General features: G+C 69.0%; 22 protein-coding genes. 13 read left to right on the forward strand and 9 right to left on the reverse strand.

What is annotated here, in order from left to right:
- Positions 1-81 precede the first annotated feature (81 nt).
- Positions 82-2,010: a PhoX family protein gene (locus BM013_RS14890; protein ID WP_093128314.1), complete on the forward strand. Its 1,929-nt coding sequence runs from the start codon at positions 82-84 to the stop codon at positions 2,008-2,010.
- A 29-nt stretch (positions 2,011-2,039) separates the two neighbouring features.
- Here BM013_RS14890 and BM013_RS14895 read toward each other — a convergent pair whose 3' ends face one another.
- Positions 2,040-2,288, reverse strand: coding sequence for a hypothetical protein (locus BM013_RS14895; RefSeq protein ID WP_093128315.1), 249 nt, complete (start codon positions 2,286-2,288; stop codon positions 2,040-2,042).
- Between the two features lie 26 nt (positions 2,289-2,314).
- Positions 2,315-3,661 (reverse strand): NAD(P)/FAD-dependent oxidoreductase, encoded by a 1,347-nt coding sequence (locus tag BM013_RS14900; protein ID WP_093128316.1) that lies wholly within the window; start codon positions 3,659-3,661, stop codon positions 2,315-2,317.
- A gap of 167 nt (positions 3,662-3,828) precedes the next feature.
- Between BM013_RS14900 and egtB the strand changes: the two genes are divergently transcribed.
- The 5 genes from egtB to BM013_RS14930 all read left to right on the forward strand — a co-directional run bounded on the left by egtB (position 3,829) and on the right by BM013_RS14930 (position 8,536).
- A complete protein-coding gene (gene egtB / locus BM013_RS14905; RefSeq protein WP_093128318.1) occupies positions 3,829-5,091 on the forward strand; it encodes an ergothioneine biosynthesis protein EgtB in 1,263 nt (420 codons plus the stop codon).
- Between the two features lie 2 nt (positions 5,092-5,093).
- A complete protein-coding gene (gene egtD / locus BM013_RS14910; RefSeq protein WP_093128319.1) occupies positions 5,094-6,113 on the forward strand; it encodes an L-histidine N(alpha)-methyltransferase in 1,020 nt (339 codons plus the stop codon).
- Positions 6,114-6,885: 772 nt separating this feature from the next.
- Positions 6,886-7,170, forward strand: a complete 285-nt coding sequence (locus BM013_RS14920; RefSeq protein ID WP_093128320.1) for a DUF427 domain-containing protein — start codon at positions 6,886-6,888, stop codon at positions 7,168-7,170.
- Positions 7,167-7,922: a 2OG-Fe dioxygenase family protein gene (locus BM013_RS14925; RefSeq protein ID WP_093128322.1), complete on the forward strand. Its 756-nt coding sequence runs from the start codon at positions 7,167-7,169 to the stop codon at positions 7,920-7,922. The genes BM013_RS14920 and BM013_RS14925 overlap by 4 nt, the downstream gene beginning before the upstream one ends.
- A gap of 167 nt (positions 7,923-8,089) precedes the next feature.
- On the forward strand, positions 8,090-8,536 hold the full coding sequence (locus BM013_RS14930; RefSeq protein WP_093128323.1) for a universal stress protein: 447 nt from the start codon (positions 8,090-8,092) through the stop codon (positions 8,534-8,536).
- Between the two features lie 23 nt (positions 8,537-8,559).
- Here the strand turns inward: BM013_RS14930 and BM013_RS14935 are convergent, their stop codons facing one another.
- Positions 8,560-9,219, reverse strand: a complete 660-nt coding sequence (locus tag BM013_RS14935; RefSeq protein WP_093128325.1) for an RluA family pseudouridine synthase — start codon at positions 9,217-9,219, stop codon at positions 8,560-8,562.
- A 209-nt stretch (positions 9,220-9,428) separates the two neighbouring features.
- On the opposite strand from BM013_RS14935, the gene BM013_RS14940 reads away from it, so the two are divergent.
- A complete protein-coding gene (locus BM013_RS14940) occupies positions 9,429-10,643 on the forward strand; it encodes an MFS transporter (RefSeq protein WP_093128327.1) in 1,215 nt (404 codons plus the stop codon).
- Here BM013_RS14940 and BM013_RS14945 read toward each other — a convergent pair.
- The 3 genes from BM013_RS14945 to BM013_RS41220 are packed head-to-tail and all read right to left on the reverse strand — an operon-like array spanning position 10,640 to position 11,393.
- On the reverse strand, positions 10,640-10,927 hold the full coding sequence (locus BM013_RS14945; RefSeq protein WP_093128328.1) for a 2Fe-2S iron-sulfur cluster-binding protein: 288 nt from the start codon (positions 10,925-10,927) through the stop codon (positions 10,640-10,642). The genes BM013_RS14940 and BM013_RS14945 overlap by 4 nt on opposite strands.
- Entirely contained in the window at positions 10,924-11,196 is a 273-nt protein-coding gene (locus tag BM013_RS14950) for a VF530 family protein (RefSeq protein WP_093128330.1), read from the reverse strand. The genes BM013_RS14945 and BM013_RS14950 overlap by 4 nt, the downstream gene beginning before the upstream one ends.
- A gap of 47 nt (positions 11,197-11,243) precedes the next feature.
- Entirely contained in the window at positions 11,244-11,393 is a 150-nt protein-coding gene (locus tag BM013_RS41220) for a hypothetical protein (RefSeq protein ID WP_015866429.1), read from the reverse strand.
- Between the two features lie 87 nt (positions 11,394-11,480).
- On the opposite strand from BM013_RS41220, the gene BM013_RS14955 reads away from it, so the two are divergent.
- From BM013_RS14955 to BM013_RS14965, 3 genes are all read left to right on the forward strand, one after another.
- The gene (locus BM013_RS14955) at positions 11,481-11,999 is read left to right on the forward strand and encodes a GNAT family N-acetyltransferase (RefSeq protein WP_093128331.1); all 519 of its coding nucleotides are present in this window, start codon (positions 11,481-11,483) and stop codon (positions 11,997-11,999) included.
- Between the two features lie 7 nt (positions 12,000-12,006).
- Positions 12,007-12,690 carry a PepSY-associated TM helix domain-containing protein gene (locus BM013_RS14960; protein WP_093128332.1) on the forward strand — a complete coding sequence of 228 codons (684 nt, stop codon included), beginning with the start codon at positions 12,007-12,009 and terminating at the stop codon, positions 12,688-12,690.
- Positions 12,691-12,839: 149 nt separating this feature from the next.
- A complete protein-coding gene (locus BM013_RS14965) occupies positions 12,840-13,748 on the forward strand; it encodes a DUF808 domain-containing protein (protein ID WP_093128333.1) in 909 nt (302 codons plus the stop codon).
- A 30-nt stretch (positions 13,749-13,778) separates the two neighbouring features.
- On the opposite strand, the gene BM013_RS14970 is transcribed toward BM013_RS14965, so the two are convergent.
- Positions 13,779-13,991 (reverse strand): hypothetical protein, encoded by a 213-nt coding sequence (locus BM013_RS14970; RefSeq protein ID WP_093128334.1) that lies wholly within the window; start codon positions 13,989-13,991, stop codon positions 13,779-13,781.
- Between the two features lie 30 nt (positions 13,992-14,021).
- Complete coding sequence (locus BM013_RS14975; protein WP_093128336.1) at positions 14,022-15,227, reverse strand: YncE family protein; 1,206 nt, start codon at positions 15,225-15,227, stop codon at positions 14,022-14,024.
- A 146-nt stretch (positions 15,228-15,373) separates the two neighbouring features.
- On the opposite strand from BM013_RS14975, the gene BM013_RS14980 reads away from it, so the two are divergent.
- The 3 genes from BM013_RS14980 to BM013_RS14990 all read left to right on the forward strand — a co-directional run bounded on the left by BM013_RS14980 (position 15,374) and on the right by BM013_RS14990 (position 16,946).
- Positions 15,374-15,646, forward strand: a complete 273-nt coding sequence (locus BM013_RS14980; protein WP_093128337.1) for a DUF2164 domain-containing protein — start codon at positions 15,374-15,376, stop codon at positions 15,644-15,646.
- A gap of 62 nt (positions 15,647-15,708) precedes the next feature.
- On the forward strand, positions 15,709-16,131 hold the full coding sequence (locus BM013_RS14985; RefSeq protein ID WP_093128338.1) for a hypothetical protein: 423 nt from the start codon (positions 15,709-15,711) through the stop codon (positions 16,129-16,131).
- Between the two features lie 17 nt (positions 16,132-16,148).
- Complete coding sequence (locus tag BM013_RS14990; RefSeq protein ID WP_093128340.1) at positions 16,149-16,946, forward strand: enoyl-CoA hydratase/isomerase family protein; 798 nt, start codon at positions 16,149-16,151, stop codon at positions 16,944-16,946.
- Between the two features lie 28 nt (positions 16,947-16,974).
- Here BM013_RS14990 and BM013_RS14995 read toward each other — a convergent pair whose 3' ends face one another.
- Entirely contained in the window at positions 16,975-18,078 is a 1,104-nt protein-coding gene (locus BM013_RS14995) for a M14 family metallopeptidase (protein ID WP_093128341.1), read from the reverse strand.
- Between the last annotated feature and the right edge of the window lie 4 nt (positions 18,079-18,082).

An 18,082-nucleotide genomic window follows, 5' to 3' on the forward strand; every position in this document is an offset into this window, starting at 1 on the left:
TCTGGCCACCCGGCCATGTCACGGCGGATTCACGGGACGGCGACACCATCGCCGCTTCCCGCACACCCCCACGAGAAGAACATGGCCAAAGACTTCGACCGCATGGAGGATTCCAACCCCTCCGCCAACCCCACGATCCACGACGTGTCCGACCCGAGCCGGCGCGTGTTCGTGCGCGGCGGCATGGCGGCCGCGGTGGCCGGCCTGTTCGGCCCGCTGGCGGCCGGCACGCTGGCCGGTTGCGCCACCACGGCGGGAAGCAACGTGAGCTCGCTGGGCCGCGCGATCGGCTTCAAGAGCGTGCCGATGGCGGCGGTCGACAAGGTGGTCGTGCCCGAGGGCTACAGCACGCAGGTGCTCTACCGCTGGGGCGACGCCACCGGCATCGCGGGCGCGATGCCCGCCTTCAAGGCCGACGGCTCCAACACCGCCGACGAACAGGCGCTGCAGGCCGGCATGCACCACGACGGCATGGCCTTCTTTCCGCTCGAGGGATCGAACCGCGGCCTGCTGGTGCTGAACCACGAATACGTCGACGACGGCCTGCTGCACACCGACGGCATGAAGACCTGGACGCGCGAGAAGGTGCGCAAGTCGATGAACGCGCACGGCGTGTCGGTCATCGAACTGCGCCGCGACGCCGGCCAGTGGACGCAGCTGGCGCCTTCGCGCTTCGCGCGCCGCATCACCGCCCTGACGCCGATGACGATGACCGGCCCCGCCGCCGGCCACGCCATGCTGCGCACCGCCGCCGACCCGTCGGGCACGCGCGTGCTGGGCACCTTCAACAACTGCGCGAACGGCCACACGCCGTGGGGCACGTATCTCACCTGCGAAGAGAACTTCGCCGACTACTTCGAAGGCACCGACCAGCCCGACGCGCACCACAAGCGCTGGGGCATCAAGAAGGGCAACGGCGCCAAGTACCGCTGGCACGAGCATGAAGAACGCTTCGACGCGGCGAAGCACCCGAACGAATCGAACCGCTACGGCTGGGTGGTCGAGATCGATCCGCAGGACCCGGCATCGACGCCGCGCAAGCGCAGCGCGCTGGGCCGCGCCGCGCACGAAGGCGCCGCCACCGCGCTCACCGACGACGGCCGCGCCGTCATCTACATGGGCGAGGACTCGCGCTTCGAGTACATCTACAAGTTCGTGAGCCGCGACAAGGTGCAGCCCGGCGGCGCCGCGGCCAACCGCGACCTGCTGGACCACGGCACGCTGTACGTGGCGCGCTTCGACGTGGACGGCACCGGCGAATGGCTGGCGCTGGTGCAAGGCCGCAACGGCCTGGTGGCCGACAAGGGCTTTGTCACGCAGGGCGACGTGCTCATCAAGGCGCGCCAGGCCAGCGACCTGCTGGGCGCCACGAAGATGGACCGCCCCGAGTGGACCACCGTGGACCCGCTCACCAAGGAGGTCTACTGCACGCTCACCAACAACAGCAACCGCGGCGGTGCCGGCCAGCCGTTCATGGACGCGGCCAATCCGCGCTCGAACAACACGATGGGCCAGATCATCCGCTGGAAGGAAAGCGGCGACCTCGACGCGACCAGGTTCGCGTGGAACCACCTCGTGCTGGCGGGCGACCCGAAGCAGACGCGCTACGAGGCGCAGGGCAACATCAAGGGCGACACCTTCGGCAGCCCCGACGGCCTGATGGTCGATGCGCGCGGCGTGCTGTGGATCGAGACCGACGTGTCGACCTCCACGCTGGGCAAGGGCGAGTACGCCAACCTGCCGAACAACCAGATGCTGGCCTGCGACCCGACGAAGGGCGAGGTCCGCCGCTTCCTGCTCGGGCCCGCCGGCTGCGAGATCACGGGCCTCACCGCCACGCCGGACCTGCGCACGCTGTTCATCAACATCCAGCATCCGGGCGAGCCGGCCAACGAGCGCAGCGACCCCGAGCGTCCGCTGGCCGTGTCGAAGTGGCCCGACGGCGCGGGCCGGCCGCGCTCGGCCACCATTGCCATCACCAAGAACGACGGCGGCGTGATCGGGACCTGAAGGGCGGGGGAAGTCGTCGCGTGCCGGGGTCAGCAGCCGCCGCCGACCCAGCAGCGCAGCGAGGGCACGAACAGGCCGGCCACGAAGCCGACGGCGCAGAGCACCAGCAGGATCAGCGCCGCCATGCGCAACCCCTCGGCGCTCCAGCGCGGCGCGAAGCTGCTGATGAAGCCGGAGGCAAAGCTGGCCTCGAGCCGCTCGGCGCCGCCCCAGCGCAGCACCCAGAGGCAGAACAGCGCCTTGGCGGCATGCCACACGGTCCACAGGGCAAGCGACATCGCGCGTTCTCCTGGGGAGGTGAGCGTCAGGACTCGCTCTTGCCCTGCACGTCGGCCACCACGCGCGCGTTGCGCCGGAAGCTCCAGTAGGCGCCGGCCCAATCCATCATCACGACGATGCGGTTGCGAAAGCCGATCAGGAAGTACGCGTGCGCGAACAGCCAGAACAGCCACGCGAGCCGGCCGCTGAAACGCAGCGGGCCGAAGGGCGTGCCCAGGTCGACCACGGCCGAGTTGCGCCCGATGGTGGCGAGGTTGCCGTAGTCGGCATAGCGGAACGGCACCGTGGGCTGGCCCGCGATGCGGCGCAGGATGTTGGCGGCCGCCGCGCGCCCCATCTGCTTGGCGCCGGGCGACACACCGGGCACGGGCTTGGGCGGCTTGTCGGGCGCATGGCTCATGGCGGCGGCGAGGTCGCCCACCACGCTGATCTCGGGGTAGCCGGTGAGGCTCAGGTCGGGCTCGACCTTGATGCGCCCGGCGCGGTCGCATTCGACGCCGGTGGCCGTGCCCAGCATGCGGCCCAGCGGCGAGGCCGCGACGCCGGCCGCCCACACCACGCAGCTGCTATCGATTCGGTAGCTGGTGACCGGGGCACCGTCCGCGCCGCCGCCGGTCTGCACCTCGAGGCCGGTGGCATCGATGGCGGTCACGCGCGCGTTGAGCCGCACCTCGACGCCGAGCTTTTCGAGCTGCTCGAGCGCCTTCTGGCTCAGCGACTCGGGCATGGCCTGCAGCACGCGCGGGCCGCCCTCGACCAGCAGCACCTGCGCGCTGCCGGGGTCGATGTGGCGGAACTCGCCCGACAGCGTGTGCTTGGCGATCTCGGCCAGCGTGCCGGCCATTTCCACGCCCGTGGGACCGGCGCCGATCACCACGAAGGTGAGCAGGGCGCGGCGGCGCTCCAGGTCGGCCGTGATCTCGGCGGTCTCGAACGACAGCAGCACGCGGCGGCGGATCTCGAAGGCATCGGCCAGCGTCTTCAGCCCCGGCGCCACGCTGGCCCATTCGTCGTGCCCGAAATAGCTGTGCGTGGCACCCGCCGCAACGACGAGGTGGTCGTACGCCACGCGGTCGCCGTTGGCCAGGTGCACGGATCGCGTGAACGGGTCGATGCCGCTCACTTCGCCCAGCAGCGTGGTGATGTTCGGTTGCTTGCGGAACAGCGAACGCACCGGCGCCGCGATCGACGGTGCCGCCAGCCCCGCGGTGGCCACTTGGTACAGCAGCGGCTGGAACAGGTGGTGGTTGGTCTTGTCGATCACCGTCACGTCGACGTCGGCGTTCTGCAGCTTGCGCGCGGCTTCGAGCCCGCCGAATCCGCAGCCGACGATGACGACTTGGAGCCTGCCCGAGGGGTTGGTCGTTTGCATCCGACGGATGATACGCAGCCGCCCTGCACGCCCCGGCATCTTGTGCCACAGTGGCTGCCCGCCGATTTTCCGGCGGATCTTCCGGTCGATGTCCCGCGGGGCGTTGTCCTACGTGCCGCCGTAACCGGGATGGGCTACAAATTGCAGCTGACCCGACTGGAGACCCCATGACGCTTTCCCGGCCGACCCCGCAGGCGGCAGGCGCACTGCGCGACAAGTTCCGCGAAGTGCGTGCCGCCAGCCTCGCACTCGCCGCCCCGCTTTCCGCCGAAGACCAGTGCATCCAGTCCATGCCCGATGCGAGCCCGACGAAGTGGCACCTCGCGCACACCACGTGGTTCTTCGAGACCGTGCTGCTGGAGCCGCACGCCACGGGCTACAGGCCCTTCGACGTGCGTTTTCATTACCTCTTCAACTCGTACTACGAGGCGCTCGGCCCGCGCCATCCGCGCCCGCAGCGCGGCCTGCTCACGCGGCCGTCCGTGGACGAAGTGCATGCGTACCGCCGCCATGTCGACGAGGCCGTGGTGGCGCTGCTGGAGCAGGGCGGGCTCGACTGGGCCGTCATTGAACCGATCGTCACGCTCGGCCTGAACCACGAGCAGCAGCACCAGGAGCTGCTGCTCACCGACATCCTGCATGCGCTGTCGTGCAACCCGATGCTGCCGGCCTACAAGCCCGCGAGCGGACCCGCGCTGCGTCTGGCGTCGGTGCCGACTGCGATGCGCTGGATCGCGCAGGAAGGCGGCGTGGTCGAGGTGGGGCATGCAAGCGAGGGCTTTTCGTTCGACAGCGAGACACCGCGTCACCGTGCGCTGGTGCAGCCGCATGCCATTGCCGACCGGCTGGTGAACTGCGGCGACTATGCGCAGTTCATTGCCGACGGCGGCTACCAGCGCCCCGAGCTGTGGCTGTCCGACGGCTGGGCCGCGGTGCAGGCCAACGGCTGGCGGCATCCGGCGTACTGGCTCGCGTCCGACGATCCTCGGCTGGGCTTTGGCGGTGCGGCGGGCGCTGCGCAGAACGCGAGCGGTTGGCATGTGTTCGGCCTGCACGGCGTGCGGCCGATGGAGGCGGACGCGCCAGTGTCGCAACTCAGTTTCTATGAAGCCGCCGCGTATGCCGAATGGGCCGGCGCGCGGCTGCCGACCGAGTTCGAATGGGAAGCGGCGTACGACGCGCACGGCATCTCGCAGATGGCGGGGCACGTCTGGCAGTGGACGCGTTCGTCGTACGACCCGTACCCGGGCTTCAGACCCATGCCGGGCATCGCGGCCGAATACAACGGCAAGTTCATGGTGGGGCAACTGGTGTTGCGAGGCGGCAGCGTGGCCACCCCCGCGGGGCATACGCGGCCCAGCTATCGCAACTTCTTTCCGCCGGCGGCGCGCTGGCAGTTCTCGGGGCTGCGGCTCGCGAAAGACCTTTGATCATGCGCAATCCAATTTCTTCTTCCTCGTTGTCGTTCGTGTCCGCGAAGGCGCAGCAGAAGCCCCGCGTTTCTCCTGCGGCCGAAGCTGCAACCGCAGCGCCGTTGTCCGAGTTCGGGCGCGAGATGCAGGAGGGGCTGGCGCGTTCTCCGCGCAGCATTTCGCCCAAGTTCTTCTATGACGCGGCGGGGTCGCAGCTGTTCGACCGCATCTGCGACTTGCCGGAGTACTACCCGACGCGCACGGAGTTGCGAATCCTTGGCGAATGCGCGGGGGAGATTGCTTCGCAGGTGGGGCCGAACGCGGAGATCGTGGAGTTCGGGGCGGGGTCGTTGACGAAGGTGCGGCTGTTGCTGGACGCGCTGGAATCTCCCAAGCGCTATCTGCCGATCGACATTTCCGGTGAGCATCTGGAGGCGGCCGCCGAGCGGCTGAAGGCCGACTATCCGGCGTTGCTGGTGCAGCCTATTGCGGCCGACTACACGATGCCCTTGGTGCTGCCTGCGCCTGTCGCGGGAGCAGGGCGCCGGGTCGGGTTTTTTCCGGGGTCGACGATCGGGAATTTCGAGCCTGAGGAGGCGCTGGCCTTCTTGCAGTTGGCTGCGCGGATGTTGCGTGGCGGCGGGCTGCTGATCGGCGTGGACCTGGTGAAGGATCCGGGGCGGTTGCACGCGGCCTACAACGACGCGCAAGGGGTGACGGGGGAGTTCAACCTGAACCTGCTGCGGCGTGCGAATTCAGAGCTCGATGCGGACTTCGATCTGGATGGGTTCTCGCATGCTGCGTTCTATAACGCGCCTCTGCGCAGGATCGAGATGCACCTTGTGAGCCGTCGGGCCCAGAGCGTTTCCTTGAACGGGGAGACATTTGGGTTCGAGGAGGGCGAGACCATTCATACGGAGTACTCGCACAAGTTCACTGTCGAGGGGCTTCGTGCCTTGGCTGTTCGGGCGGGGTTTCGGCCGGGGGCTGTTTGGACGGATCCTGAGAGGCTCTTCAGCGTGCATTGGCTGGCTGCCTAGTTTTTTCCCGAGGCCGGGATTCCACCCGGCGGCGGACTCACTTTCTTTTGCTTCGCCAAAAGAAAGTAAGCAAAGAAAAGGCGACCCCACTGTCTGCGTCCCTCCGCTTCGCTGCGGGCAACCTGCGGTGCTCGCGTTTCGCGGGGTCCCACCCAAACTCGCTTCGCTCAAACAAGGGTGGGCCCTGATCCGCGAAACGCTGCGCTCCTCGGCGCAGCCAGAGGGGAGGTGGATACCCACAGGCCATCGCGTCGCTCGGCCCGATGCACTGCGGGCGCTGCGCGCCTGCAGTGGTTGAACCAGGGGCAGGGCAGGGCAGGGCAAGGACGGGGTGCGACCGTCTTTCTGCTTTCTGTGATGGCCGTTCCTAAGCCGAGCGCAGCGATGGCGCGTCGGTTCCCGATCCCAAACCCTTCTGGCTGCGCCGAGGAGCGGAGCGTTTCGCGGATCAGGGCTCGCAGCTGTTTGAGCGCAACGCAGTGGAGCGAGTTCTGCGAGACCCCGCGAAACGTGAGCACCGCAGGTTGCCCCGTAGCGAAGCGCAGGGGTCGCAGACAGCAGGGTCGCCTTTTCTTTGCTTACTTTCTTTTGGCGAAGCAAAAGAAAGTGAGTCGCCTGCCGGGGCGAGACCCGGCCCCGGAAAATAAACCAGCCCAAATAGGGTGGATACGGCAACAGAAAAGCCGAAGCCGCAAGCAACGGCACAATACCAACGCCCCGTGCGGCAGCGCAACGGCCAGCGCCCGCAACCCCTCCCCCTGGAGTCCAAGACATGAAAGCAACCTGGAACGGCGTCACCATCGCCGAAAGCGACGACACCGTGCTCGTCGAAGGCAACCACTATTTCCCGATGAGCGCGCTCAACCGCGACTACGTCACCTTCAGCAACCACAAATCCACCTGCCCCTGGAAGGGCACCGCCAGCTACTACTCGCTGCTGGTCAACGGCGAGCTCAACACCGACGCCGCCTGGTACTACGCCGACCCCAAGCCCGAAGCCGAAGAGATCCGCGACCGCGTCGCGTTCTGGAAGGACGTGAAGGTCGCCGCGCAGTGACCACCGCCGCCTTCACTCCCCCGTTCATCGCCCCCCCGGAGCTGACCGCCGCCCTGCGCGACCAAGGCTACGCGGTGCTGAGCCCGCAAGGCGTGAGCGAATGGCTCGGGGTTCCGATCGAGGAGCTGAACGCGCTGCATGTGGACTGGAACGATCTCCCGCCCGACGACTACCTGAAGGACGGCGGGCGCTACCGCACGCGCCGCCACGCCTGCTTCACCGTCGAGGCCGACGAGCAGGCCACGCTGCAGCAGGTGCCGCATCGCGCGCACTGGCAGCCGGTCGAATACAACGCGCTGCATGGCGGCATGCAGCGCTGGTTCGCGCCGATGCTCGACGCCACCGTGGCCAAGCCGGCGTGGCAGCGCCTGCTGCAGCAGCTCGGCAAGGCCAGCAGCGACATGCGCGCGGCACCGCAGCGCTGGTACGTGGAAGCGCACCAGTTCCGCATCGACACCGCCGGCGGCATCGGCCGCCCGACACCCGAAGGCGCGCACCGCGACGGCGTCGACCTGGTGGCCGTGGCGCTGCTCGGGCGGCACGGCATCAAGGGCGGCGAGACGCGCGTGTTCGAGGCCAATGGCCGCCGCGGCGAGCGCTTCACCATGACCGAGCCCTGGAGCCTGCTGGTGCTCGACGACGCGCGCGTGATCCACGAGTCCACGCCGATCCAGCCGCTCGAAGAGGGCGGCGAAGGCTGGCGCGACACGCTCGTGGTCACCTGCCGATCCAAGGGTTTCCAGGGGGACTGAACCCCCACCGGAGCGGGGCGGCGGCACACGCGCGCAAGCAGCGCGGGGTCGCTGGCCCGAGTCCTACAGCCCGCCCGCACAACAGCGGTTAAATTCGAGACCCGGCGCCATGTGACTTCAAACTCGCACCGCCCGTGTCTGTCTGCGAACGAAAGCGAGGTTCCGCCATGTTCAATCACATCCTGGTTCCGATCGACGGCTCCGAAACTTCCATGCTCGCCGTCAGCAAGGCCAGTGGCCTCGCGCTGGCTTTCGGCAGCCGCATCACGTTGATCCACGTGATCGACAACTACCCCTTCATCGGCGTGGGCGCGGACTACGCGCTCGGCCAGAACGAATACCTGGCCGCCGCCACGGCCAGCGCCAATGCGGCGCTCGCGCGCGGCGTGGCGGCGCTGGCGGCCGAAGGCCTGCACAGCGACCAGCGCGTGATCGACGGCCACGTGGTGCACGAAGGCATCGTCGACACGGCCATCGCCATCGCGGCCGACCTGATCGTGATGGGTTCGCACGGGCGCAGCGGCATCGAGAAACTGCTGCTGGGCAGCGTGACGCAGCGCGTGCTGCAGGACGCCAACATGCCGGTGCTGGTGGTGAAGGGCGGCTTCAATTAAGAAAGAAACCCAAAGCCAGGAGGCTACGGGGTGATCACGAATTCAGCCGGCCGCTTGAAACAAAGCTCTTGCCGCGTCACCGGGTGCACGAAGCCCAGTTCGCTCGCATGCAGCAGCAGGCGCGGCGCGCGCGCCTGCAAGGCCGCGTCCCCATAGAGCGCGTCGCCCAGGATCGGATGGCCGATCGACAGCAGGTGCACGCGCAACTGGTGCGAGCGGCCGGTCAGCGGCTCCAGCAGCACATGCGTGGCCGCGGGCTCGCCGCTCGGCAATGACAGCGCCTTCCACCGCGTGGCGCTCGGCTTGCCTTCGGGGTCGATCTTCTGCAGCGGGCGGCGCGGCCAGTCGGCCATGAGCGGAGCGTCGATCAGCGACCAGTCTTCGCGCAGCGGCATCGCACCGTCGACCACGGCCTCATAGCGCTTGTGCACGCGCCGCTCGGCAAAGGCCGCGCTCAGCGCGCGCTGCATTTCGGTGCCGCGCGCCATCACCACCAGGCCGCTGGTGCCCATGTCGAGCCGGTGCACGATCAGCGCGTCGGGCCACTGCGACTGGGCGCGCGTGCTCAGGCAGTCCTGCTTGTCCTCGCCGCGGCCGGGCACGCAGAGCAGGCCGGCGGGCTTGTCGAGCACCAGCAGGTAAGGGTCTTCGTGAACGGGGTGCAAAGGCGGCGCGGCGGTCATGGGTACGCCGAGTTTAGAGAGCGCGCCGCGGGGGCGTTGCGGCATGCTCACGGCCCGCTCATGCAGGCTCGGATATCCTCGAACGAATGTCCGGCCCCGCTCCAGCTCCTGTTCCCGCCCCCGCTTCCTCTCCCGCTGCCACCGCCCTTCCAGCGGCCGGCGCCACCTCTCCCCCCAGCTTTTCCGACCTGACGCGCGAACGCCCGTTCATGCAGATGTGGACGGCGCGCCTGTTCGGCACCGCCGCCTCGCAGATGCTGCTGGTGGCCATCGGCTGGCACATGTACGACCTCACCGGCAGCGCCTGGGACCTGGGCCTGGTCGGCCTCTACCAGTTCGTGCCGGCGCTGCTGCTGGCGCTGCTGGCGGGGCACATCGTCGACCGCCACCACCGCGGGCGCATCGTGGCCGCGTGCTTCGCGGTGCAGGGGCTGGTGGCGCTGGTGCTGCTGCTGGCGGTGATGGACAGGCACGACACGCGCGGCCTGCTGCTGGGCCTGTCGCTGGTGCTGGGCGCCGTGCGGGCCTTCCAGATGCCCGCGCAGCAGGCGCTCACGCCGCTGCTGGTGCCGCCCGGCATGCTGGCACGCGCCATGGCCTTCAGCTCGGCCGGCATGCAGGGCGCGATCATCGGCGGACCGGCGCTGGGCGGCCTGCTGTTCGTGGCGGGCATGGCGGTGGTCTACGGCGCGAGCGTGGTGTGTTTCGCGCTGGCCTGCGCGCTGGTGCTGCGCCTGCGCTATGCCTACACGCCGGCCGCGCGCGAGCCGGTCACGCTGGCCACGGTGTTCGCGGGCGTCGATTTCATCTGGAAGCGCAAGCCCGTGCTCGGCGCGGTCTCGCTCGACCTGTTCGCGGTGCTGCTGGGCGGCGCGGTGGCGCTGCTGCCCATCTACGCCAAGGACATCCTGCACACCGGCCCCTGGGGGCTCGGCCTGCTGCGCGGCGCGCCGGCGGTGGGCGCGCTGGTGATGTCCATCGCGCTCACGCGCCGGCCGGTGGAGCGCAACGTGGGCCGCACGCTGCTGCTGGCCATTGCGCTGTTCGGGCTGTGCATGGTGGTGTTCGGCATCTCGAAGAGCTTCATCGTGTCGCTGATCGCGCTGGCCGTTTCGGGCGGCGCCGACATGGTCAACGTGGTGATCCGCCAGACGCTGGTGCAGCTGGAGACGCCCGACGCCATGCGCGGGCGGGTGAGCGCGGTCAACTCGATCTTCATCGGCGCGAGCAACCAGCTGGGCGAGTTCGAGTCGGGCGCCACGGCGGCGCTGCTCGGGCCGGTCGGCTCGGTGGTGGTGGGCGGCGTGGGCACGATGCTGGTCGCGCTGACCTGGTTCAAGCTGTTCCCGTCGCTGGCCCGGCGCGACCGGCTGGTGGTGGCTGTGCCGGCGGTGCGGCCGCAGCCCGGACCCGTGCAGTCCTAGTCCGCGAAGAGCGAGCGCGCGCCCGGCACCTCGAGCGAGAGGTCGCCCAGCGCCAGCGCCACGCAGGGCAGGATCCAGCCCTCGGCCTTTTCCTCGGCGCTCAGGCCGGGCCATTCGATGGTGTGGCGGGTTTCGCCCGCGAGCCGCAGGCAGATGCAGGTGCGGCAGGTGCCGTTGCGGCACGAACTCGGCAGCTCGATGCCGGCGGCCTCGGCGGCCTTCAGAAGCGTGGTGTCCGCGTCGGTCTCGAAGTCGAGGCCCGAGGGCTCGAGTCGGACCTTCATGGCTGCGGTGGCTGGTTCTGTTGCTGTTCGCGGCGTTGCTCGCGCAGCATGAAGAGGTAGAGGCTCTCGACCTTCTCGCGCGCCCACGGCGTCTTGCGCAGGAACTTGAGGCTGGAGCCCACGCTCGGGTCGATCGCGAAACAACGGATGGGAACCAGCTCGCTCAGGTGCTCCCATCCGTAGTAGTCGGCCAGCGTGGTGACGATGGCCTCCAGCGTGAGCCCGTGCAGCGGATTGCGCGGCTGGGCCTTCTTGGCCGCAGCTGCCACCGGGACGGGTGCTGGGGCTTCCGGCGCCGGTGCTGGCGCGTCGTCGGTCACTTGTTCTTGAGCTTGCCGCGGGGAATCACGGCGGTGGTGATCGTGCGCACGGGCTCGATGCCGCCAGTGCCCACGGGCTTGGGTGGCGAAGTGTCCTTCTTCGGTTTCTTCGCTTCCTTGTTGGCGCGTTGCTGACCTTTGGCCATGTCGATTTCTCCTGTTGTTACGACGGATACAGCGGGCAGTTTAGCGGTGCGGCGACAATACGCGGTCCCATTGATTTCCCCGCATTCATGTCAGATTACGAAGTTCGCCCCGCCACCCTGCGCGACGCCAAGGCCGTCGCCGAAGTCCATGCCCTGGCCGCCAAGGCCGCTTACCAAGGCATCCTCCCCGAAGAAGAACTGCCCGTGCTGGCCCCCGCCTCGCGCGAGGCCAAGTGGCGCGAAGCCATCGAGTACAGCGAACCGCAGGTGCGCGTGGCCGTGCTGGGCAGCGAAATCGTCGGCTTCGTGGGCTTCGACCGCTCGCGCGACCCCAAGACCCCGCCCACCACCGGCGAAATCTGGGCCATCTACGTCAAGCCCGAGCATTGGGACAAGGGCGTGGGCGTGGCCCTCTGGGACGCCGCCCGTGAAGGCCTGGAAGAAGAAGGCTGCACCACCGTCACCGTGTGGGTGCCCATTCGCAACGACCGCGCGCTGCGCTTCCACGAACTCGCCGGCTTCAAGCGCGAGATGAAGACCGCCAAGACGACCGCCATGGGCTCCGTGCGCGTCGAGGAAATCCGCCTCAAGCGCAACGTGACCTGAGCCCGGCATGAGCACCGAAGGCAGCACCCTCGACCACGCCGCGCGCGTGCGCGCCCACCAGCGCCGCACGGCCGTCGTGCAGTGGATCCGCCGCACCCACGGCTGGTTCGGCCTGTGGGGCGCGGTGCTGGGGCTGCTGTTCGGTTTCAGCGGCATCTGGCTCAACCACCGCAACGTGCTGAAGCTGCCGCAGGCCCAGGAGCGCACCCGCGCCCAGCTGGCGCTGCCCGACCCCGTGCCGGACACGCCCGAGGCCATGGGCCAGTGGCTGCAGGGCGCGCTGCGCATGAGCGGGCCGCCCAACAGCAGCCGCATCGAGGCGGCCAAGCCCGTGGCCTGGGCCGACAAGAGCGACAAGACCGCCCCGGCGCTCACGCAGCCGGCGCACTGGGTGTTCAATTTCGGCGGTCCCAACGAGATCGTCCAGGCCGAGTACTGGCAGGGCAACCGCTCGGTCGGCGTGTCCACCACGCACAACGGCTTCGTCGCCACGCTCACCAACATGCACAAGGGCGGCGGCATGCCGCTGCCCTGGATCCTGCTGGTCGACACCTTGGCCGGCAGCCTGATCTTCCTGTCGCTGTCGGGCGTGGCGCTGTGGATGCTCACGCACCGCCGCCGCCGCGTGGGGCTCGTGCTGTTCGGCGCCTCGCTGCTCGCGATGCTCACGCTGGCGGTCGGCGCCCTCTGATTCGCGCTCTGATTCGTCCGTAAGTTCGCATCCGGGCCGCATTTGCCTGCATTCGCCCCACGTTCGGGGCGAATGCGTACGGTTATTGCAAGGGCGGGGTGGTGGCAGCGGATAAGCTCGCCGCTTCTTTTTCAGCCCACCCCTTGCCCATGGCCACCAGCCTTCTCCTGCTGCTCGACGACATCGCGACCGTCCTGGACGACGTGTCGATCCTCACCAAAGTGGCCGCCAAGAAAACGGCCGGCGTGCTGGGCGACGACCTCGCGCTCAACGCGCAGCAGGTGAGCGGCGTCAGGGCCGAGCGCGAGATTCCCGTGGTCTGGGCCGTGTGCAAGGGCTCGTTCATCAACAAGGCCATCCTCGTGCCCGCGGCGCTGGCCATCGGCACCTGGCTGCCCTGGCTGGTGACGCCGCTGCTCATGGTGGGCGGCGCGTTCCTGTGCTTCGAAGGCTTCGAGAAGCTGGCGCACAAGTTCCTGCACAAGAAGGAGCACGACGCCGGCACCGAGCGCCACGAGAAGGCCGTGGCCGACGCCTCGGTCGACGTGGTCGCGATGGAGAAGGACAAGATCAAGGGCGCCGTGCGCACCGACTTCATCCTGTCGGCCGAAATCATCGCCATCACGCTGGGCACCGTGCAGGGCCAGCCCTTCCTGACGCAGCTGAGCGTGCTGGTCGGCATCGCGCTGATCATGACCATCGGCGTGTACGGCCTGGTGGCCGGCATCGTGAAGCTCGACGACGCGGGCCTCTACCTGAGCCAGCGCGCCAGCGCCGCCTCGCAGGCCTTCGGCCGCGCCATCCTGTGGGCGGCGCCCTGGCTCATGAAGGCGCTGTCGGTGGCCGGCACGGCCGCCATGTTCCTCGTGGGCGGCGGCATCCTGGTGCACGGCGTGCCCGCCTTCGGCCATGCCGTGGAAGACTGGGCCAAGGCCACGGGCGGCGTGTTCGGCACGCTCGGCTCGATGGGCGTGAACGCCGGCGTGGGCCTGGTGGCCGGCGCCGTCGTGCTGGCCGTGGTGGAGCTGGTCGGCAAGCTGCGCGGCAAGAAGGCCTGAGCCTCCTGCCGCCGCGGTCGGAACAGTCGGCTACTGGCGCGGCTTGCCGCGTTTGACCAGCTCGACCACGATCAGCGCCACGCCCAACACCAGCGCGAACCAGCCGACCAGGTACGCGCCCGCGACCATCTCGAACCAGCGCGTGCCCTGCAGGAAGCGCGGGCCCAGCAGGACGGCGGCGCCGATCACCAGGCAGAGGATGCCGCGTTCGAGCGTGCGGAGTTGTCGTTTGGGTTGCGCCATGTCTTCTTCGTTCGGGGGAAAGTGGTTCGGTCAGTGCGTCATTGTCCCGCGCATCGCGGCCGGATGGCCCTGCAGCGGGAACGACTTGCCTGTCGGTACCAGCGTGTCGCCGTCCAGGCGCAGGATCGAGATGTCCTGGTCGATGAAGTTGCCCACGTAGAGGTACTTGCCGTCGGCGCTCCACACCGCGCCTTCGGGCAGGCCGCGCACCACCACCTCGTTGGCGCGCGTGACCTTCTTGCCGTCGATCTTCAGCAGCACCACCGAGCCGTTGCGGTTGTAGAAGTAGGCGCTCTTCGCCGCATTGCTGCCGCGCAGGATCACCGCCACCGCATGCTTGCCGGTCGGGCTCACGGCCAGGCCTTCGGGGCCGTCGCCGACCACCACCTTGTCGATCACGCGCGGCGGCGCCGCTTCCATGTCGATCACGCTCACCGTGTCGACCTGGCCGTCGGACGCGCCCGCGTTGCCGTTGTCGGCCGTCAGCGCCAGCTTGCCGTCGGGCGTCACGTCGACGTTGTAGGGCCACAGGCCCGCCGCGAGGTCGACCTTGTTGTAGCTGACCTTCTCGCCATTCACGTCGAGCAGCGCGATCTTGTGGCTCGGGAACTTGGCGGCCAGGGCGCGCTTGCCGTCGGGCGTGAAGCGCACGTGCGCCACCGACTCGCCGACGGCCACGGTGTCGATCAGCGTGACCTTCTTGCCCGCGATGCGCAGCACGCTCACCGAGTTGTCGGCGCGGTTGGCCACCAGCGCCAGCGTGCCCGCGCGGTTGATCGACAGGCCCGAGGGCTGCTTGCCCAGCTGCAGCGTGTCCAGCAGCTTGGGGGGCGTGGTGGTCAGGTCGATCACGAAGAGGCGGTTGTCGGGCACCTGCTTGCGCAGGCCGTTCTCCTCGACCACGTTGAGCGAGTTGGCCACCAGCGCCAGCGTTTCGCCGGGCGTGATCGCGAGGTTGGTCGGCGGCCCGGCGATGGTGTTGTCCAGCTGCAGCGTGCCGAGCACCTTGGGCGCCAGCGGGTCGGTGCCGATGTCCAGCACCTGCACCGTGTCGCGCCCCACCGGGCCGAGGGCCACGACGCCGGCGTCGTTCCACGTCTGCTTCTCGTCGTTGGCGACCAGCATCAGCTGGCGCTGCGGCACGGTGGGCGTCAGGGGCGCGCAGCCCGACAGGGCCGCAAGAGCGGCCAGGGCTGCCGATGCCAGGGCCGCGGGCGCGGCAGGGCGGAACTTCATGTGTCTGTCTCCGGTGTTGTTGTGTGGTGCGCATGGTAGCGAAGGACGCCGCGGCGCGGCATGCGGGTTCGCGGCCCGGGTCATGGCCGGGGCCGGGGCCGGGGCCGGCACAATCGATCGACCGAACCCCTGAGAAACGCACACCCATGACCATCGAGATTTCGAAGGAAGCGCGCCAGCTGGCCATCACGTCGATCCAGCGCTACTTCCAGGAGAACATGGAAGAGCCGATCGGCAACATCGGCGCGGGCGCCTTGCTCGGCTTCTTCCTGGAAGAGGTCGGCCCGCTGGTCTACAACAAGGCCGTGGCCGAAGTGCAGGAGCGGCTGCAGCAGCGCATCTCGGAGATCGACCTCGAGGTGCACGAGGACGAGTTCCAGTACTGGCGCAAGTTCGACAAGCAGAAGAAGGGCCGGTAGGCGTGGTGCCGGCGCGTCGCGGCATTTCAAAAGTGCTTCAAAACGTTGCAGAATTCGCAGCCATGCATTTCCACCGCACGCTCCCACGTTTCTCCCTCTCTCCGGTCCTGCGCACGCTGGCCGTCTTGCCGCTGGTCGTTGCCGCATCGGTGGCCACCGCGCAGCAGGACCCGTCCGGCTTCCCGCTCGACTCGGTCGGCTACCTGAACGAGGAGCTGCCCCGCATGGAGGCCGCCATCGCCGCCAAGGACCGCAGCTTCTTCCACGGCGCCATGGTCCGCACGGTGCAGTTCTCGGAACGCTGGGGTTTCAAGGTCACGGCCAACCCCGATCTCGCGGCTTACCCGATGTGCACCGCCGCCGTCATGGACTACGCTGTGGTCGGCATGTGCCGGCTCGCCCCCTCCGAAGACTGCGAGCCCGGGCTGGCCGCGCGTTTCGACGCGAACGTGAAGCGCTGCCGCGAGGTGGCCGCCCGGAAATAGATTTTCGAAAAGACGCCATGGACTACGCCCGCTACACCACCCTCGCCATCACGCGCCGCGGCGCGAACGGCGCGGTGCTCGACATCCAGATGCGGGCCGCCAACGGCAAGCTGCCCACGGCGGGCCATGACGGGCACCGCGAGCTCGCCGAGATCTGGCGCGACGTGTCGGCCGACGACAGCGTGCGCTGCGCGGTGCTGCGGGGCGAGGGCATGGGCTTCTCGGGCGGCGGCGACCTCGGCATGGTGCAGGACATGACCACCGACGACGCGGTGCGCCAGCGCGTGTGGAAAGAGGCACGCGACCTCGTCTACAACATCATCAACTGCGACAAGCCGATCGTGAGCGCCATGCACGGCCCGGCCGTGGGCGCGGGGCTGGTGGCGGGCCTGCTGGCCGACATCTCCATCGCCACGAAGAACGCGAAGATCGTCGACGGCCACACGCGCCTGGGCGTGGCGGCGGGCGACCACGCGGCCATCGTGTGGCCGCTGCTGTGCGGCATGGCCAAGGCCAAGTACCACCTGTTGCTGTGCGAACCGGTGAGCGGCGAGGAGGCCGAGCGCATCGGCCTGGTGTCGCTCGCGGTGGACGAGGCCGAGCTGCTGCCGCGCGCCTACGAAGTGGCCGACCGGCTCGCGGCCGGCAGCCAGAGCGCCATCCGCCTGACCAAGTACGCGCTGAACAACTGGCTGCGCCAGGCCGGCCCGACCTTCGACGCCTCGCTGGCGCTCGAGTTCATGGGCTTCGCCGGCGCCGATGTGCGCGAGGGCGTGGCCTCGCTGCGCGAACGGCGCGCGCCGAACTTCGGCTGAGCGAAGCCCGGCGCATCGCCTGACGGACTCAGGCCTTGCGCAAACCTTGCAGGGTCTGCAGCAGCACCACGCGCGTCTGCCCCAGCACCATGCCCTTCCACTCTTCGTTGTCGCAATAGAAGGCGTCGCGCAGTTCCGCGCGGATCTCGCGCTTCTGCGATTCCGGCGCTTCCGGATGGCGGCGCACCCAGGTGTCGGCGCGCAGGCGCTGCAGCACTTCCAGGTCGGGCAGCGTGCCGAACTCCAGGCCCATGGGCGCCACGCGCGCGTTCGGGCATTCGTCGTAGGCGGTGGAAATGACCGGCCCCGACACGTCGGCCGAGGCCGAGTCGCCGGCGAACGGCGCGAACACGTCGGCGCCCCACCATTCGTGGGCCAGCGCCAGGTCTTCGGGCGTGTTGCGGCCAGGGTAGATCTTCTCGCCGTGCCCGTAGGGGCCCAGGCCGGTGTGCACGTCGATCCAGCCCAGGTGCGTGGCCGAGGCGGCGTACTTGCGCAGGATCGCGCGAATGGTCCTGTTGCTCCACGACGGCGCGGTGCCGCCGTAGAACAGGCCGTCGGGCGAGGTGTACTGGCCCTTGGTCACGGCCGCGCGAAACGCCGTCATGCCGTGCTGGCCGATGTAGGCGGCCACGGCCGCTTCGTCGGCGGGCGTCGGCGGCCAGGCGGCGGGCAGCACCAGCGGCTCGACATCGGCGTACGCCGCGTTCACCGGCAGCGGCGCGTCGAAGTCGATGTGGTTGCGGTTCAGGTCGATGTTGTCTTCGTTCGTGCGGTGCAGGTGCGAGAACCCGTGCGGGTTGACGGCGTGCACCAGCAGCAGCGCCACGCCGGCCTGTTGCAGCCGCGCGAGCAGGTCGGTGTCGTTCAGCGTGGCCACCTGCGTGCCGGAGCCGCAGAAGCCTTCGGGGCCGTGCGTGCCCGAGGTCACGAGCAGCACCTTCCTGGCGTCGATGGCGCCGATCAGCGCCACGTCGGTGGCGAGCTCTTCGCCGAGCGCGCCGCGGTGCGCCGGGTGCACGAACGACTCGACGGCCGCGCCGCGCTGGGCGGCGGCCTCGAGGAACTTGGCGCGGGCTTCGACGTACGTGCCCGAGAAATACCGCGTGGCGGCGCTGCGTTGTGTTGGCATGAGG

The organism is Variovorax sp. OK605, assembly GCF_900115445.1.
Taxonomy (GTDB): domain Bacteria; phylum Pseudomonadota; class Gammaproteobacteria; order Burkholderiales; family Burkholderiaceae_C; genus Variovorax.

Coding starts and splice junctions, on each gene's coding strand:
- BM013_RS14890 (WP_093128314.1), top strand. CDS start 82: ATGGCCAAAGACTTCGACCGCATGGAGGATTCCAACCCCTCCGCCAAC.
- BM013_RS14895 (WP_093128315.1), bottom strand. CDS start 2,288: ATGTCGCTTGCCCTGTGGACCGTGTGGCATGCCGCCAAGGCGCTGTTC.
- BM013_RS14900 (WP_093128316.1), bottom strand. CDS start 3,661: ATGCAAACGACCAACCCCTCGGGCAGGCTCCAAGTCGTCATCGTCGGC.
- egtB (WP_093128318.1), top strand. CDS start 3,829: ATGACGCTTTCCCGGCCGACCCCGCAGGCGGCAGGCGCACTGCGCGAC.
- egtD (WP_093128319.1), top strand. CDS start 5,094: ATGCGCAATCCAATTTCTTCTTCCTCGTTGTCGTTCGTGTCCGCGAAG.
- BM013_RS14920 (WP_093128320.1), top strand. CDS start 6,886: ATGAAAGCAACCTGGAACGGCGTCACCATCGCCGAAAGCGACGACACC.
- BM013_RS14930 (WP_093128323.1), top strand. CDS start 8,090: ATGTTCAATCACATCCTGGTTCCGATCGACGGCTCCGAAACTTCCATG.
- BM013_RS14935 (WP_093128325.1), bottom strand. CDS start 9,219: ATGACCGCCGCGCCGCCTTTGCACCCCGTTCACGAAGACCCTTACCTG.
- BM013_RS14940 (WP_093128327.1), top strand. CDS start 9,429: ATGCAGATGTGGACGGCGCGCCTGTTCGGCACCGCCGCCTCGCAGATG.
- BM013_RS14945 (WP_093128328.1), bottom strand. CDS start 10,927: ATGAAGGTCCGACTCGAGCCCTCGGGCCTCGACTTCGAGACCGACGCG.
- BM013_RS41220 (WP_015866429.1), bottom strand. CDS start 11,393: ATGGCCAAAGGTCAGCAACGCGCCAACAAGGAAGCGAAGAAACCGAAG.
- BM013_RS14955 (WP_093128331.1), top strand. CDS start 11,481: ATGTCAGATTACGAAGTTCGCCCCGCCACCCTGCGCGACGCCAAGGCC.
- BM013_RS14960 (WP_093128332.1), top strand. CDS start 12,007: ATGAGCACCGAAGGCAGCACCCTCGACCACGCCGCGCGCGTGCGCGCC.
- BM013_RS14965 (WP_093128333.1), top strand. CDS start 12,840: ATGGCCACCAGCCTTCTCCTGCTGCTCGACGACATCGCGACCGTCCTG.
- BM013_RS14970 (WP_093128334.1), bottom strand. CDS start 13,991: ATGGCGCAACCCAAACGACAACTCCGCACGCTCGAACGCGGCATCCTC.
- BM013_RS14975 (WP_093128336.1), bottom strand. CDS start 15,227: ATGAAGTTCCGCCCTGCCGCGCCCGCGGCCCTGGCATCGGCAGCCCTG.
- BM013_RS14980 (WP_093128337.1), top strand. CDS start 15,374: ATGACCATCGAGATTTCGAAGGAAGCGCGCCAGCTGGCCATCACGTCG.
- BM013_RS14985 (WP_093128338.1), top strand. CDS start 15,709: ATGCATTTCCACCGCACGCTCCCACGTTTCTCCCTCTCTCCGGTCCTG.
- BM013_RS14990 (WP_093128340.1), top strand. CDS start 16,149: ATGGACTACGCCCGCTACACCACCCTCGCCATCACGCGCCGCGGCGCG.
- BM013_RS14995 (WP_093128341.1), bottom strand. CDS start 18,078: ATGCCAACACAACGCAGCGCCGCCACGCGGTATTTCTCGGGCACGTAC.